The sequence below is a fragment of the Brevibacterium sp. OS20 genome, assembly GCF_056837565.1.
In genome coordinates, this window is the sequence record NZ_CM166367.1 from 1,740,887 (window position 1) to 1,756,805 (window position 15,919).

15 protein-coding genes are annotated in these 15,919 nt (G+C 64.0%); 8 read left to right on the forward strand and 7 right to left on the reverse strand.

Features of this window, described 5'->3' with window-relative positions; genetic code table 11:
* Positions 1 to 5: 5 nt before the first annotated feature.
* A complete protein-coding gene (locus ACVZTU_RS07740) occupies positions 6 to 1,019 on the forward strand; it encodes a diacylglycerol/lipid kinase family protein (protein WP_446655692.1) in 1,014 nt (337 codons plus the stop codon).
* Here ACVZTU_RS07740 and ACVZTU_RS07745 read toward each other — a convergent pair.
* The 3 genes from ACVZTU_RS07745 to pdxS are packed head-to-tail and all read right to left on the reverse strand — an operon-like array spanning position 1,002 to position 4,073.
* Complete coding sequence (locus tag ACVZTU_RS07745) at positions 1,002 to 2,603, reverse strand: helicase HerA-like domain-containing protein (RefSeq protein ID WP_139907601.1); 1,602 nt, start codon at positions 2,601 to 2,603, stop codon at positions 1,002 to 1,004. The genes ACVZTU_RS07740 and ACVZTU_RS07745 overlap by 18 nt on opposite strands.
* 10 nt (positions 2,604 to 2,613) lie before the next feature.
* A complete protein-coding gene (gene pdxT, locus ACVZTU_RS07750) occupies positions 2,614 to 3,195 on the reverse strand; it encodes a pyridoxal 5'-phosphate synthase glutaminase subunit PdxT (protein ID WP_434595010.1) in 582 nt (193 codons plus the stop codon).
* Complete coding sequence (pdxS, locus tag ACVZTU_RS07755; protein ID WP_139466913.1) at positions 3,192 to 4,073, reverse strand: pyridoxal 5'-phosphate synthase lyase subunit PdxS; 882 nt, start codon at positions 4,071 to 4,073, stop codon at positions 3,192 to 3,194. The genes pdxT and pdxS overlap by 4 nt, the downstream gene beginning before the upstream one ends.
* 218 nt (positions 4,074 to 4,291) lie before the next feature.
* On the opposite strand from pdxS, the gene pdxR reads away from it, so the two are divergent.
* Both pdxR and ACVZTU_RS07765 read left to right on the forward strand, forming a co-directional pair.
* The gene (gene pdxR, locus ACVZTU_RS07760; protein ID WP_172169083.1) at positions 4,292 to 5,686 is read left to right on the forward strand and encodes a MocR-like pyridoxine biosynthesis transcription factor PdxR; all 1,395 of its coding nucleotides are present in this window, start codon (positions 4,292 to 4,294) and stop codon (positions 5,684 to 5,686) included.
* A complete protein-coding gene (locus tag ACVZTU_RS07765) occupies positions 5,683 to 6,072 on the forward strand; it encodes a hypothetical protein (RefSeq protein WP_172169086.1) in 390 nt (129 codons plus the stop codon). Before pdxR ends, ACVZTU_RS07765 begins: the two co-directional genes overlap by 4 nt.
* 180 nt (positions 6,073 to 6,252) lie before the next feature.
* On the opposite strand, the gene ACVZTU_RS07770 is transcribed toward ACVZTU_RS07765, so the two are convergent.
* The 3 genes from ACVZTU_RS07770 to ACVZTU_RS07780 form a co-directional block, all read right to left on the reverse strand.
* Positions 6,253 to 6,897 (reverse strand): 4'-phosphopantetheinyl transferase family protein, encoded by a 645-nt coding sequence (locus tag ACVZTU_RS07770; RefSeq protein WP_482401683.1) that lies wholly within the window; start codon positions 6,895 to 6,897, stop codon positions 6,253 to 6,255.
* Positions 6,898 to 6,900: 3 nt separating this feature from the next.
* Positions 6,901 to 7,359 (reverse strand): LapA family protein, encoded by a 459-nt coding sequence (locus ACVZTU_RS07775; RefSeq protein WP_139466917.1) that lies wholly within the window; start codon positions 7,357 to 7,359, stop codon positions 6,901 to 6,903.
* Positions 7,360 to 7,461: 102 nt separating this feature from the next.
* Positions 7,462 to 9,690, reverse strand: coding sequence for an NADP-dependent isocitrate dehydrogenase (locus ACVZTU_RS07780; protein WP_181270422.1), 2,229 nt, complete (start codon positions 9,688 to 9,690; stop codon positions 7,462 to 7,464).
* 157 nt (positions 9,691 to 9,847) lie between these two features.
* Here ACVZTU_RS07780 and ACVZTU_RS07785 point away from each other — a divergent pair, with 157 nt between their 5' ends.
* From ACVZTU_RS07785 to ACVZTU_RS07800, 4 genes are all read left to right on the forward strand, one after another.
* The gene (locus ACVZTU_RS07785; RefSeq protein WP_139907616.1) at positions 9,848 to 10,489 is read left to right on the forward strand and encodes a thymidine kinase; all 642 of its coding nucleotides are present in this window, start codon (positions 9,848 to 9,850) and stop codon (positions 10,487 to 10,489) included.
* A 96-nt stretch (positions 10,490 to 10,585) separates the two neighbouring features.
* Positions 10,586 to 11,365, forward strand: coding sequence for an alpha/beta fold hydrolase (locus tag ACVZTU_RS07790; protein ID WP_482401684.1), 780 nt, complete (start codon positions 10,586 to 10,588; stop codon positions 11,363 to 11,365).
* Positions 11,366 to 11,447: 82 nt separating this feature from the next.
* A complete protein-coding gene (locus ACVZTU_RS07795) occupies positions 11,448 to 12,518 on the forward strand; it encodes an NADH:flavin oxidoreductase/NADH oxidase (RefSeq protein WP_181270424.1) in 1,071 nt (356 codons plus the stop codon).
* 48 nt (positions 12,519 to 12,566) lie between these two features.
* Positions 12,567 to 13,220 carry an MBL fold metallo-hydrolase gene (locus ACVZTU_RS07800; RefSeq protein WP_139466922.1) on the forward strand — a complete coding sequence of 218 codons (654 nt, stop codon included), beginning with the start codon at positions 12,567 to 12,569 and terminating at the stop codon, positions 13,218 to 13,220.
* Positions 13,221 to 13,222: 2 nt separating this feature from the next.
* On the opposite strand, the gene ACVZTU_RS07805 is transcribed toward ACVZTU_RS07800, so the two are convergent.
* Positions 13,223 to 13,807 (reverse strand): hypothetical protein, encoded by a 585-nt coding sequence (locus ACVZTU_RS07805; protein WP_229663900.1) that lies wholly within the window; start codon positions 13,805 to 13,807, stop codon positions 13,223 to 13,225.
* Between the two features lie 259 nt (positions 13,808 to 14,066).
* Between ACVZTU_RS07805 and ACVZTU_RS07810 the strand changes: the two genes are divergently transcribed.
* Complete coding sequence (locus tag ACVZTU_RS07810) at positions 14,067 to 15,872, forward strand: ABC transporter family substrate-binding protein (RefSeq protein ID WP_482401685.1); 1,806 nt, start codon at positions 14,067 to 14,069, stop codon at positions 15,870 to 15,872.
* The last annotated feature ends 47 nt before the right edge of the window (positions 15,873 to 15,919 follow it).

A 15,919-nucleotide genomic window follows, 5' to 3' on the forward strand; every position in this document is an offset into this window, starting at 1 on the left:
GCCACATGACACGCACACAGTGGGCCAGCCGTGTGGGTGAAGGCGACCGACCGGCATCGCCTGCGGGCCGAACTGCCGTCGGGATCATCCTCAATCCCAAACACCCGGCGACCCTGCGGGCGTATGCCGAGCTCGTGCCGGAACTGCGCAATACCGGCGCGCACTACCGAAGCATGACCACCAGCGTCGACCGTTCCGGTCGTCGGCAAGCCGAACAGCTCGTCAAATGGGGCGCTGACATCGTCATCATCCTCGGTGGCGACGGCACCATCCGAGCGACAGCGCCGGTACTCGCCGAGGCGGACATCCTGACGTTCCTCGTCCCGACCGGGACCGCGAACGTGCTCAGCCGCCATATCGGCCTCCGATCCTCCCGGCACGCCATTGACCATTGCAAGCGCACGATCGCCTCGATCATCCGTGACGGCTATCCGCCGAACCTCCGGAACGTTCCGATCAATACTGCGGAGTACCAGACGGCCGACGGCGCTCGACATCGCACCGAGTTCATCAGTCTCGCAGGAATCGGGGGAGACGCCCGGGCCGTCGCCCACCACCATGTCTCGCTCGGGCTGCTCGGCTACGCCTGGGGAGCCGCGCAGGCCCTCTTCGCCGCAGATTTCATCGCGAGCACGTGGGACACCGCAAGTATGTGGGAGCGAACCGCCTCGGCGCCGGTGTGGTCGGTGATGGCGTCGAAGGTGGCCCGTCCTGCCGGTCCCATAGCCGTGTTCCCCGAAGCGCACATCGATGCTCCGGCCTTCTCCGTGCTCACCGTCGGCCCGTTTCCGCACTCACCCATGGCGCGGTGCCGAGCCTGGGCAGGAATCGCCGCGGCATGCCTGCAGGGCAGACCGGAGGCCCACCCGCTCATGAACTATCGCCGTACGACCGAGGTGACGGTCACCGTCGAGTCACCGGTACCGGCACAACTCGACGGCGACCTCATCGGCGACTGCCTGGAGCTGCGGGTGAACGCCGGTGAGAAGACACTGCGGGTATCAGCGCCGGCGTCGTGAGGTACCGAAGATTCCGCGTGCGATCTCGCGTGCCGCGGTCCTTGTGAACTGCTTGAACGCCGAGGACTTCACGACCTGGGAAAACAGGTTCTCGTCGTCCTTCTTCGCCGACTTCTTCCCGGAGCCGCCGGACTCCTCCGGGAAATCGATCTTGTCCGCCGATGCGTCGCGACCCTGACTCTCGGCGGGCGCATCGGCAGGAGCTGACTTCCGTTCCTCGGCGTGAGCTTCTGACCCGCCTTCGAGGCGCTTGGTGAGGATCTCGCGGGCAGATTCGTTGTCGATCGCGGTCCCGTACTTCTCATGCTGGGGCGACTCCGCCACAGCCGCTTTGATCTCGTCCTCGCTCATCGGCCCCATCTTCGACTCCGGGGCTCGCATTCGCGTCGGTGCCACCGGGGTCGGAGCACCATCGGGGTCCATGACGGTGACCACGGCTTCGCCGATGCCGAGCGAGGTGAGCAGCTCTTCGAGGTCGTAGTCGGACTTCGGGAAGGTCTGCACGGTCGCTTTGAGAGCCTTCGCGTCGTTGGGTGTATGTGCCCGCAGCTGGTGCTGAATGCGCGAACCCAACTGTGCGAGCACATCTTCGGGAACATCCTTCGGCGTCTGAGTGACGAAGAAGATGCCGACGCCCTTCGAGCGGATCAGTCGCACGGTCTGCGTCACCGACTGGAGGAAGGCCTTCGACGCGCCGGCGAAGAGCAGGTGGGCTTCGTCGAAGAAGAACACAAGCGAGGGCTTGTCCGGGTCGCCGACCTCCGGCAGGTCCTGGAACAGGTCGGCCAGCAGCCACATGAGGAACGTGGAGAACAGGGCCGGCGACTGACTGAGTTTCTGCAGTTCGAGCACAGAGACGATTCCGGCACCGTTGTCGTCGGTGCGCAGCAGATCAGCGGTGTCGAATTCCGGTTCGCCGAAGAACACGTCGCCGCCTTGGGCAGCGAGTTCGGAGATCTTGCGCAGGATGACGCCGACGGTGGCCTTCGACGCCCCGCCGATGCCTTCGAGATCGGCCTTTCCCTCGTCAGAAGTGAGGAAGGTGAGGACGGCCTTGAGGTCGGAGAGGTCGAGCAGCGCCAACCCTGCCTGATCGGCATAGTGGAAGACCAGAGAGAGGACGGATTCCTGAGTGTCGTTGAGTTCGAGCACCTTTGCCAGCAGAATCGGCCCGAACGAGGTCACCGTCGCTCGCAGGGGAGTGCCGAGCCCCGAATCACCGAGAGTGTAGAACTCGGTCGGATTGGACCGCGACTGCCAGTCCTGACCGGCGGCATCGAGGCGCTTGCGCAGCTTGTCGGATTCGACGCCGGCAGCGCCGATGCCCGAGAGATCGCCCTTGATGTCAGAGGCGAACACCGGCACTCCGGCCCGTGACAGCTGCTCGGCGAGCACCTGCAGGGTCACGGTCTTACCGGTTCCCGTGGCACCGGCGACGAGGCCGTGCCGATTGAGCATGGACAACGGGATGGAGATCGGGGTCTCCTTCGAGGGTTCTTCACCGTTCAGGGCGACCCCAAGATCGAGTGTCTCGCCGTCGAAGGTGTATCCGTCTTTGAGTGTCTGCAACGCCTGCTCAGTCATGAGTCAATCTTTACACAGCGGCACCGAGGTGGTGGAGGAATTCTGCATGGATTCGTCCGTCGGTGCCCAATTCCGGGTGGAAGCTGGCACCCCAGACCGAGCCCTGCCGGACGAGGACGGGCACGTCGTCGTGACGGGAGAGCACCTCGGTGTCAGGCCCGAGCTCGAGGATCTGCGGGGCACGAATGAATGTGCCCTCGACCGGTTCGTCCAGTCCGCGTACGGTCAGCGGGGCGGTGAAGGACTCGCGCTGTCGACCGTAGGCGTTGCGGGCAACGATGATATCGAGCCCGCCGAGGCGGTCATACCCACCCAGCGAATCGTCGCTGAGCCGGTCGGCCAAGAGAATGAGTCCGGCACAGGTGCCGAAGACCGGCAGACCGCCGGCCATGTGTTCGCGCAGAGTCGCGAAGAGATCCGTGCCGGCGGCGATGCGCACCATGGCAGTGGACTCACCGCCGGGCAGAACGAGCGCATCGAGGCCCGTAAGGTGTTCGGACCTGGTGACTTTGAGGGTGTCGACCCCCAGGGAGCCGAGCATGAGCAGGTGCTCACGGAAGGCTCCCTGGAGGGCGAGGACGCCGACTCTCACCAGCCGCGCTCGGCCAGGCGGTGCGGTGCGGGGACGTCGGCGACGTTGATGCCGACCATCGCATCGCCGAGTCCGCGGGATGCCTCGGCCACGGCCTGCGGGTCATCGAAGTGCGTGGTCGCCTCGACGATGGCTTTCGCACGGGCCTCCGGGTTGCCGGACTTGAAGATGCCGGAGCCGACGAAGACGCCGTCGGCACCGAGCTGCATCATCATCGCTGCGTCTGCCGGGGTGGCGATGCCGCCGGCGACGAAGGTCACGACGGGCAGACGGCCGAGGCTGGCGACCTGCTTGACCAGGTGGTACGGGGCGGCGATCTCCTTGGCCGCGACGTAGAGCTCGTCTTCGCTCTTCGCTCCCAGTGCACGGATCTCGGAGTTGATGGTCCGCAGGTGGCGCATCGCCTCGGAGACGTCGCCGGTTCCTGCCTCGCCTTTCGAGCGGATCATCGATGCGCCCTCTTGGATACGGCGCAGAGCCTCACCGAGGTTGGTCGCACCACAGACGAACGGCACCTTGAAGACGGACTTGTCGATGTGGTTGACGTAGTCGGCGGGGGAGAGGACCTCCGATTCGTCGATGTAGTCGACACCGAGGGTCTCGAGGATCTGGGCCTCGACGAAATGGCCGATGCGGGCCTTGGCCATCACCGGGATAGACACGGCGCTGATGATCGAGTCGATGAGGTCGGGGTCGCTCATCCGGGCGACTCCACCCTGTGCGCGGATGTCGGCAGGGACGCGTTCGAGGGCCATGACTGCGGAAGCGCCGGCCGCCTCGGCGATGCGTGCCTGCTCTTCGTTGACGACGTCCATGATGACGCCGCCCTTGAGCATCTGAGCCAGTCCGGTGTTGAGCAGGGTCTGTGTTTCGGTCATTGTGGTGTAGATCCATTCACTGTCGCGGAGTCGATCCGGGTCGCCACGGGGAACAGAACAGAGGGATCTCTGTCTGCTGCCGGAGGTCGGAGGGATCGTGGTTCTTCGGGGTGAACGGCCGTTCTCGACCAGCCTAAACCGATGAGTGGCTCATTGAGAGAGCCAGTAATATGCAAGTATTTTAGGCCAGATAGACGTGATCGCTCTATGATCGACTCATGGTCACGAAGTCACCGAACGGCACTCAGGCCGAGGGCATCGCTCTGCCGGTGAACGTCGACAAAGGTCTGTCGACTCCGCTGCCGGATCAGCTCACTCAGGAGCTGCGTCGTCTGATTTCGGAGGGGACTCTGCGGCCGGGGGATGCTGTGCCTTCGAGCCGTCGGTTGGCCAAGCATCTCGGAATCTCTCGCGGCAGTGTGGAGACCGCCTATGCGCAGCTTGCCGTGGAAGGATTCCTCATCGCCGCCGAGCGTTCGGCCACGCGGATCAATCCCGACCTGCCCGCCGCCTCGACGACGGTGCGTCCCAAGCGCCGAGTTCCGGACTCGCCGAGGCGGCGCCTGCGCAACTATGTCGACCTGCGCCCGGGGTTCGGCGGTGACGATCCTCTGCGCGAACCGGCCTTTCGTCGGGCCTGGAGGGAATCACTCGACCTCGACCCGGGCCCGATCGACCCCTTGGGCCAGCCCCGTGCCCGGTGGGCGATCGCCGACTATCTGCGGCTGACTCGTGGGATGGCCGTCGACCCCGACGAGATCATCCTCACCAGCGGGTCTCGCGATGGTCTGCGCCTGCTGCTGAGCCTCGGCGTCTCCGGATCCATCGCCGTGGAGAATCCCGGTTTCCCGGGTCTGCGCCAGGCGATGACCGACCAGCAGCTTGTGCCTCTGGACTTGGTCGGCTCCTCGCCGGCACGGGCCGATGTGGCTGCGGCCGTCGTGACACCGAATCACCAGTTCCCGCACGGAACACCGATGCCGGTCGACCAGCGTGCCCGCCTGCTGGACTGGGCAGCTCGAGGAAACGTCCTCATCGTCGAGGACGACTACGACAGTGAGGCCCGCTTCACCCGCACAGTGCTGCCGACCCTCTTCGACCTCGCATCATCGACCGGCAGCAGCGCGCAGGTCGTCCACATCGGCACCTTCTCTGCCCTGCTGACCTCGGCCGTATCGACCGGATACGTCATCGCTCGCGGACCGATCTCGGAGGAGCTCATGAGCCTGCGCGCGGCACTCGGGCCGGCCTACTCGCCGATTCTGCAGATGGCCATCGCCTCCTACCTCGGCTCCGGTGGGCTGCGTCGCCGCATCTCCCGGGGACGGCGGCGACTCCGGGCCGCCGAGGATGTCGTATCCGAGATCGGCCCGATCCCCGGTCTCGTCCACGAGGGACGCACCCTCGTCATCGAAACGTCTCAGGCCCAGGCCGAAAGCCTCCTGAGGGAGCTAGCCGAGCGCGGCATCCTCGTCGCCTCGTTGGCTCGCGGCTGGACCGGTGGCGACGAGATTCGACACGGTCTGGTCATCGCCCATTCGAACGTCGAGGCCCCTGCGCTGCGGGAGGCCTTGGGGGCGGTGAAGTCCCTGTTGAGTAGGATTCAGTCATGAGGAATTCCGGATTTGCAGTCGACGGCATCATCAAGCTGCTGCTGGCCGTGCTCGGCTTCATCTTCATCGGCGGGCTCGAGGACTTCTTCCTCGCCCCACGCTGGTTGGTCGTCACCGCGCTGGTGCTGCTCTTCCTCAGCGCTGCCACCCAGATCTCCTATGCCGTGACCAAGGGGGAGAAACGCTACCTGAAGTTCCCGATGGTCTTCGACGCGCTTCTCATCGTCGCGGTCGTCGTCGGCCTCATCCTCGCCGCTGCGAGCAACCCTGCCGGCGCCTGGGTCCTCTTCGGATTGGTCGGAGTGGGCTCGTTGGGCATCGCCGTGGTCTTCACGACCGGCGAGAACGGCCCGTCGTTCAGCGAAGACGAGCCGCAGAACCCCTGACCGCTGTCGCACGCCGCCCTACGCCGATGAAGCGTTCCCGCACGGTGCTTTCCGTCGATCAAGCGTTCCCGCGCGCCGCTCTCCGTCGATCAAGCGTTGGCGCACTTGTGCGCCCGTCTACCGGCACGTATCTGCTGTAGGCCTTGATCGGCGCGCAGCTGACGTCGGCAAGGCGTGCGCTCAGCGGTTGAAGGCGATGGCCGCGATATGGCCGTCGGGAATACCGGCCTCGAGATCGTGGATGTCGACATCGGGATGCGGTGAGTTCGGTTCCGGTCCGGCGCCGATGTAGTCGAGACCCGGATCGCGAGCCAGGCCCGTGCTCAGCGCCTTGAGAAAAGCTTCGGTGCGCGCCCACACACGGACGAAGCCGGCAGCGAAGTCGTCATCGGGAAGCGCTTCGAGTTCTGCCCGTTCTCTCTCATGGAGCAGCTGCATCGCCTCCAGTGCGACATCTCGCTCGGGGATCGCTTCGATGTCGAGTCCGACCGGGTCGTCGGCGACGGCGACGAGGACGAGGCGACGAGACCTCGAGACCGAGAACTCGCACTCGTCGTGACGTGGTTTGCCCGCCGAGTCGAGGCGGATCTCGATCGCGGCGGGGTCCTGACTCAGATGCGCTCCGAGCACATGGCGGAGGACGACCCGGCCGGCAGACCAGGTGGCGGCCGCCTCGGCGTCGAATTCCTTCGCATAGTTGCGTTCCTGCTCGGTGAGCACGGAATCGTCATCCCGCGCCCAGGCCGCTTCGGCCGAGGTATCGGCGAGGATGAGAGTGACGGGCAACTCGGTGGGCAGTTCGGTGAAGCTGGGGTGGTGCGCCATCGATCAGCGGCCCAGGGCCTTGTTGATCTTCTTCAGCTTGCGGTTGAGCACGAAGATCCGCACCGAACCGATGATTCCGGCGATGAGGATGCCGCCGATCGCAGCGAAGAGCATCGCCACGCCCAGGGGCAGTTCGAACTGCCAGCCGAAGTACTTGAACTCGGCCGGGACATTGTTCTGCAGAATGAAGATGAGCAGCAGGACGACGATGAGGGCGCCGAGGATGAGGGAGACCCACATTCCCGCGGACATTCCGGATCCGGCCTTCGTCGACGGCAGTTCACCGGTGTGTCCCGTCGGAGGCTGGGTCTGCTCATGCCTCTCCTGCGGGGACATCTCTCGGGTCTTGTCCACCGCAGCGGTCTCGCCCGTCGCGGGAGTATCGCTGCCGAGGACTGAATCGGTTTCGGCCAGGAGCTCTTCGGGCGTCTGCGAATCGCCACGCGGGTCTTGAGTACTCATGCGCCCCATCATAACTGCTGATGGGGCGCATAAGGCAGGTTTGCAGAAAGAGTCCCGGCAACCGCTGCCGGGACTCTTTCCTAAGGGGTGTCGATCAGTTGATCAGACGGTCTTGCTCAGCGAGGAGATGATCTCATTGAGCGTGGCCGAAGGCCGCATGGCGGCTTCGGTCTTCGCATCGTTCGGGTAGTAGTACCCACCCAGGTCGACCGGGCCGCCCTGAACCTCGAGGAGCTCGGCCACGATGGCGTCCTCCTTCTCAGCCAGTGCCTTCGCCACGGGGGCGATGGCCTCGGCCAGAGCTTCGTCCGCGGTCTGCTCGGCCAGCTGCTGCGCCCAGTACAGGGTGAGGTAGAAGTGGCTGCCGCGGTTGTCGATCTCGCCGACCTTGCGCGACGGCGACTTGTTCTCTTCGAGGAACTTGCCGGTCGCGGCGTCGAGGGTGTCGGCCAGCACTCCGGCCCGCTCGTTTCCGTGGACGTTGAACTCGTGGCGGAAGGACTCTGCCAGGGCGAGGAACTCACCGAGGGAGTCCCAGCGCAGGTGGTTCTCCTCGACGAGCTGCTGAACGTGCTTCGGAGCCGAGCCGCCGGCACCGGTCTCGAACAGCCCGCCGCCCGCGATGAGCGGAACGACGGAGAGCATCTTCGCCGAGGTGCCGAGCTCCAGGATCGGGAACAGGTCGGTGTTGTAGTCGCGGAGCACGTTGCCGGTCACCGAGATGGTGTCCTTGCCCTCACGGATGCGGTCGATGGAGAACTGAGTGGCCTCCACCGGGTTCATGATGCGGATGTCCAGGCCCTCGGTGTCGTGGTCCTTGAGGTATTCCTCGACCTTCGACGTGATGTTGCGGTCGTGGGCGCGGGTCTCGTCGAGCCAGAACACGGCCGGAGTCTCGGACAGGCGGGCACGGGTGACGGCGAGCTTGACCCAGTCGCGCACTGGGATGTCCTTCGTCTGGCAGGCACGCCAGATGTCACCGGCAGCGACCTCGTGGCTCATCAGCACATCGCCGGTGGAGTTGACGACCTCGACGGTTCCGGCCTCCGGGATCTCGAAGGTCTTGTCGTGGCTGCCGTACTCTTCGGCCTTCTGCGCCATGAGACCGACGTTGGGCACGGTGCCCATGGTCCGCGGGTCGAAGGCGCCCTTGGCCTGGCAGTCCTCGATGACGGTCTGGTAGACGCCGGCGTAGGAGGAGTCGGGGATGACGGCCAGGGTGTCCTGGGTCTGGTCATCCTTGTTCCACATCTTGCCGCCGACGCGGATCATCGCCGGCATAGAGGCATCGACGATGACGTCGGAGGGCACGTGGAGGTTCGTGATGCCCTTGTGCGAGTTGACCATGGCCAGGTCGGGCCCGTCGGCCAGACCCTTCTCGATTCCGGCTTTGACTCCGGCAGCCGCCTCGGCAGGCAGGGTGTCGAGCCCGGCGAGGATGGCGGCCAGTCCGTTGTCGGAGGTCAGTCCCGCCTCGGCGAGGACGTCACCGTACTCGGCGAAGACGTCGGGGAAGAAGGCTTCGATGACCTTGCCGAAGAGGATGGGGTCGGAGACCTTCATCATCGTGGCCTTGAGGTGGACGGAGAAGAGGACGCCGTCGGCCTTGGCCGCGGCGATCTGGTCCTTGACGAATTCGTCGAGGGCGGCGGCGTTCATCTTCGTCGAATCGACGATCTCGCCGGCCAGAACGGGCAGGGACTCCTTGAGGACCTTCGTCTCTCCCGCAGCGGTGCGCAGGCGGATCGACAGGGTGTCATCGGCCTCGATGATCACGGACTTCTCGTTGTCGCGGAAGTCGTCCGAGCCCATGGTGGCGACGCGGGTCTTCGAGTCCTTGGACCATTCGCCCATCGAATGCGGGTGGGCCTTGGCGAAGTTCTTCACTGCCTGCGGAGCGCGACGGTCGGAGTTGCCCTCCCGCAGCACCGGGTTGACGGCCGAACCCTTGACCTTGTCGTAGCGTGCCCGAACGTCCTTCTCCTCATCGGTCGAAGGCTCTTCCGGGTAGGCGGGCAGGTCGTAGCCCTGGGACTGCAGTTCGGAGATCGTCGCCTTCAGCTGCGGGACGGACGCCGAGATGTTGGGCAGCTTGATGATGTTGGCATCGGGGGTCTTGGCGAGATCGCCCAGCTCCGCGAGTGCGTCGCCGACCTGCTGTTCCTCAGGCAGACGGTCGTTGAACTGGGCCAGCACGCGTGCGGCGAGAGAGATGTCCCTGGTCTCAACCTCGACACCGGCCGACGTGGCGAAGGCTTCGATGATCGGCTTGAGCGAATACGTCGCCAGAAGCGGCGCTTCATCCGTGCGCGTGTAAATGATTTTAGCCATAGTTAAGGACCACTCCGCATCTTCTTGGGGTTTATCGCCCTCCATCCTACCTTCTGGGCCATTTCGGTAGGCGGCCCCGGCCGATGATGGTGCTCACATCCCCAGGTGGCACCCGGTAGTCTTCTGTGTCGGCACGGACAACAGAAAGAGGACGACAGTGGCCAAACTCTACTTCCGGTACGGGGCGATGAATTCCGGCAAGTCGACCGCTCTTCTGCAAGCGGCCTTCAACTACGAGGAACGCGGCCAGCGCGTTCTGCTGGCCAAGCCGCTGATCGACACCAAAGGCGCATCGCAGATCGTGTCCCGATTGGGCGTCACCCGTGAGGTCGACTTCGTCATCCCCGCCGACGGTGACGTGGAGCGGATCTATGCCGAACATGCCGACTACGTCGACCACGATGCCCTCATCGAATCCATCGACGCCCCGAAGATCCCGGTCGCGTGCCTGCTCATCGACGAAGCGCAGTTCCTCAGCCCCGTCCAAGTGGATTCGCTCATGCGGATCGCCACCACCGCCTCGGTGCCGGTGATGTGCTACGGAATCCGCACAGACTTCCAGACGAAGGCATTCCCCGGTTCAGCGCGACTGCTCGAGATCGCCCACACCCTCGAGGAACTCAAGACGATCTGCCGCTGCGGCCGCAAGGCGATGTTCAACGGCCGCCTCGTCGACGGACAGTTCATCTTCGACGGCGATCAGGTCGCCATCGACGGCAATTCCGTGACCTATGAGTCACTGTGCCCGAGCTGTTATCTCGAGTACTCCGGCGGTAGGCTGTCAACGACAGACTCCTGACCGATCCCGACACAGCTTCCCCGTCGAATCCAGCTCATCGACGACCGTCGTATCCAGTCGAAATCCGTTCGCACTTTCAGTTCTCAAGGAGCCTCCATGCGCATCGCCGTTCGTGCCTTCAACGACAATCCCGGTTCTCCCGTCCTCGTCTTCGGCAACGCTTTGGGCACTCGGATGCCTTTGTGGACCTCCGTGGCCGCGCGTCTGGCCGACGATTTCCAGATCTATCTCACCGACCTTCCCGGACATACCCTTCCCGCCGGCGATTCCCTCGCCGAGGCGTCCGCCCCGCTGACAGTCGAAGCGCTGGCTTCCGGTGTCGTCGAGTCCCTCGCCGAGCTCGGGGTGGAGTCCTTCATCTACTGCGGAGTCTCGATCTCCGGCGGCGTCGGTCTGACCCTGGCGCTCAACCACCCCGATTCGCTGGCCGGACTCGTCGCCTGTGCGACGGCCGAGAAGTTCGGCACTCCGGAATCCTGGGACGAACGCATCGGCGAAGTCCGCGCCGACGGCACCAAGGGACTTGTCGATGACACCGCCGATCGGTGGTTCGCCGCCGGGTTCCTCGGCGAGGACATCGCCACCGGCCACCTCATCCTGTCCGACCTCGCCCTGGTCGATGACGAGGCGTACATCGCGGCCGCCTCGGCGCTGAAGACCTACGATCTGAGTGGGAAGCTCGGCTCGATCGCCACCCCGACGCTCGTCATCGCCGGCGCCCAGGATTCCGGCTGCACTCCCGAAGCGATGTCGGAGATGGCCGAACAGATCGAAGGTTCGCACTTCGCCACGATCCCGGACTCCGCTCACCTGCCGATGGTCGAACACCCTGAGATCGTCGTCGATCACATCCAGGAGTTCTGCGGCCAGCTCTAGAGAGGAGCGGACCGCGGCATCTTCGCCGTTCCGGTATTCGGGACCGGTGTCTGAGTCCGAGCGGAACTGGCAGACTGATGTCATGACTGAGCTGTTCGAACCGCTGACACTGCGCGGAACCGAGATCCCCAATCGCATCTGGCTGGCACCGATGTGCCAGTATTCCTGCGAAGCCGAAGACGGAATGCCCGGCCCCTGGCATCTCGTCCACCTCGGTGCCCGGGCGCAGGGCGGATTCGGGCTCATCCTCACCGAAGCCTCCGCAGTCGTCCCCGAAGGTCGAATCTCACCACAGGACGCCGGAATCTGGAACGACGACCAGGCAGAGTCATGGTCGGCCGTCGTCGACTTCGTCCACTCCCAGGGCAGCATCATCGGCATTCAGCTCGCCCATGCCGGCCGCAAGGCCAGCACCTATCGTCCTTTCACCGGTGAACCGAAGGGCAGCGTCCCCGAGTCCGAGGGCGGATGGCCGACGTTCGGCGCCAGCTCCATCGCCTATCCGCAGCTGGCCGAGCCCGTGGAGATGACGAAGGACGACATCGCCGAGGTGGTCGCCGCCTTCGCGGCCGCTGCCCGACGTTCGATCGATGCCGGGTTCGACCTCGTCGAGCTCCACGCAGCCCACGGCTATCTGCTCCATTCCTTCCTGTCCCCGCTGTCGAACCAGCGCAGCGACGAATACGGCGGCGATCTCGCCGGTCGGTCCCGACTGCTCCACGAGGTCTATGCGGCCGTCCGCGCCGAGGTCGGTGAGGACGTGCCGGTGTTCGTACGCATCTCGGCCAGCGAATGGACCGACGGCGGATTCGACATCGCCGAAGCCGCCGATGTCAGCCGTGCGCTGTCGGAGGCTGGAGTCGACCTCATCGACGTCTCCTCGGGCGGCAACTATCCGGTGCGGATCCCCATCGGTCCCGGTTACCAGGTGTCGCTGGCCGCGGCGATCCGCGCCGAGGGCGTGCCGACCGGAGCCGTCGGACTCATCACCGATCCGAAGCAGGCCGAGACCATCCTCAGCACGGGACAGGCCGATGCGATCTTCATGGCCCGAGCAGCCCTGCGCGAACCTTCCTGGCCGCAGCGGGCCGCCCATGTCCTCGGAGCCGAACCCGGACCCTACCCTCCGCAGTACACCCGCGGAGCCTGGTGACCTGTCCCTGAACCTCGGAAGCATCAGCACAGATTGAGGAGTTTGGAAATGCACACGATCGAAACCGAGCACGTCATCATCCGCTCTATCGCGGTCTCCGAGATGGCGAACAACGTCTATCTGCTCACCGCCAAAGAGACCGGCTCCCAGGTGCTCATCGACGCCGCCGACGACGCCGAGGCGATCACCGAGCTCATCGACTCGGGAGCCCAGGACACCGACGCGGAACCCATGCTGCGAGCGATCATCACCACACACCAGCACTGGGATCATATTCGGGCACTGCCGGCCACCTCGGCGAACTATCCCGAGGCGATGACGATCGCCGGTGCCGCGGACGCGGCCGCCATCACCGAGGCGGAAGGCGTGGAGATCGCGCACTCTGTCGATCACCTCGATGTCGGGGACTTCGGCGGATTCGTCCTCCAAGCCATCGCACTGCGCGGGCACACTCCCGGCTCGATCGCACTGCTTCTGCGCGACGGCGGTCAGACGATCCTGTTCTCCGGTGACTCGCTGTTTCCGGGCGGGCCGGGCAAGACCTGGTCGGCGGAGGACTTCACCTCACTCATGGACGACCTCGAGGAGCGGGTATTCGGCGAACTTCCGGACGAGACTCTCGTCCTGCCCGGACACGGGGACTCGACCACCCTGGGCGAGGAACGTCCGAAACTGGGGGAGTGGCGCGAACGCGGCTGGTGACCTCAGCTCGGCAGTGCCGCGAAGCCGAAGAGCGCCCAGACGATGGCGAGGAGACCCACGGCGATGATGCCGATGTTCCATCTCGTCTCGATGACACGCTGCCCACCGGGGTTGGCGAGTTCTGCGTCGCTGAGCGACGAATAGCGCTCGAGCACTGTGTCGACGGCCGGGCTCGGATTCTCGACGAGCCGGCGCATATCGTGCTCGTCCTTCTCCCACTTCTTGCCCTTGCCGGCCAGCGGCCATGAGGCGAACTTCTTCTCATGGGTGCGCACGCTCAGACCGAAGTGGGTCTCGAAGCCGTCGACGAGGTTCCACGGGATCGTCACGGTCTGCAGCGGATTGACCAAGATGAGCTGCTGTCTGTGCAGCTCGACGCGGGGGAACCGGTAGAAGACGAAGACCAAGGTGCCGACGGCCAGAGGGATGCCTGCGGCGGCCAGACCGCGCAGCGTGAAATCGCCGAAGAGGATTGAGAGCACGCCCAAGGCGCAGAGCCCGCCGACGATGAAGAACAGGGCCGTCGAACTCGTCGTCCGCACGACGGTCGGCTCGGTCTCATTGCGATCTATCTCACTGTCAGCCACCTGATCATCCTATCCATTGAGACTGAACAAAAGTTGTCTGTTCCCTTGGTTTCGAAACGGTAACGATTCCGAAATTTGCTCATTATGTGGACTCCGTCACAGTCGCCGGTGAATTAACTTTGTTGCAATCCATGTGAAAAACATGAACGCGGTCACATGCGCTTCGGTCTCTGCCGAAATGCTTCACGTGACCGGAATGCACTCCGGCTTTGGGGTGCAAGAACGAGGGTGACTCGCCCTAGAACAACAAGGAGAGAACGTGAACAAGCGCTTCCTCGCGGCTGGTGCCTCTGTGGCTGCCGCTGCAATGGTGCTCACCGCCTGCACACCCCCTGGCGGAGGCGAAGACGACGAAGCATCGAAGGACACCGCCATCAATATCGGTTGGAACGAATCGTTCCGGTCGATGAATACGTTGACCGCCAACGGCAATGCAACCTCGAACGCCATTCTCACCTACATGATGAATGACAACTTCGGGTACTACGATGGTGACCTCGAAGTTCAGGACGGAGCCCTCGGCAAGGTCGAACAGGTTTCCGAAGACCCGCTCAAGGTCAAGTACACATTCAATGATGATGCCAAGTGGTCCGACGGCACCCCCGTCGACGCCGCCGACCTGGCGCTGACCTGGGCCGGCACCTCGGCGAACTTCAACACCGTCGAAGCCAACAACAACGACGACGGAACGGTGAAGAAGAACGACGCGAAGACCGTCTACTTCGATTCCTCGACCGCCGGTTCGGCTCTGATCAAGAAGTTCCCCGAGATCTCCGACGACGGCAAGGAGATCACCCTCGAATACTCCAAGCCCTTCGCCGACTGGCAGACCGAATTCGGCACTGGTGCCGACGGCGTCGGTGTGCCCGCTCATATCGTGGCGAAGAAGGCTCTCGGGATCGACGATGCCGAGAAGGGCAAGGAGGCCATCCTCAAGGCCATCAAGGACAAGGACACCGAGAAGCTGTCGAAGATCTCGAACACCTGGAACACCGGGTTCGACTTCACTTCGATGCCGAAGGACGAGGACCTGCTGGTCCACAACGGTCCGTACAAGATGACGAAGTTCGAGGAGGGACAGTATGTCACCCTCGAGCTCGACGACAAGTACACCGGTCCGGTGAAGCCGAAGGTCAAGACAGTCACGGTCCGCTACAACGGCGACCCGATGGCGATGATCCAGGCGATCGAGAACGGTGAGGTCGATATGACTCAGCCGCAGGCGACCGCTGACGTCCTCTCCGCCGCCGAGAAGATCGACGGAGTCAATGTCGATGCCGCCGATGGTGCGACGTATGAGCACGTCGACTTCACCTTCGACAACAAGGGTCCCTTCGATCCTGCTGCCAACGGCGGCGACGAGGAGAAGGCGAAGAAGGTCCGTCAGGCGTTCCTCAAGGCTCTGCCGCGTGAGGACATCGTCGAGAAGATCATCAAGCCCCTCAACGACAAAGCCGTCACCCGTGATTCGTACTCGCAGGTGCCGGGCTCGCCGATGTACGACGCGATCACCAAGGTCAACGGCGTCGCCGATGCCGCAGATGGTGACGTCGAGGCCGCGAAGAAGCTGCTCAAGGAAGCCGGAGTGGACTCCCCGACCGTGCGTGTCATGTACGACAACACGAACTCGCGTCGTCAGCAGGAATTCCAGCTGATCAAGGAATCGGCTGAGAAAGCCGGCTTCAAGATCAAGGACGTCGGAGATGTCAACTGGGGCACCCGCCTCGGTGACGGCACCTACGATGTTTCGCTGTTCGGTTGGCAGTCCGAGGGCACCGGCGTGTCCGAGAACGATGCGAACTTCCGCTACGGTGCGCAGAACAACTACGGCGGCTACAAGAGCGAGAAGATGAACAAGATCCTCGACAAGCTTCTCGTGTCCAAGGAAGAGGAGCAGCAGGATCTCCTCATCGACATGGAGAAGCAGCTGACCGAAGATGCCTTCGGTGCGCCGATCTTCCAGTTCCCCGAACTGACGATCTACCGTGACAGCGTGAAGAACGTGAAGTCGACCGCTGTGTCGCCGACGATGTTCTGGAACTACTGGGAGTGGGAAGTCAACTGATCCGCGACTGACGCGATCGGTTCTTCTCCACTCAAGCCTTCTGTGGG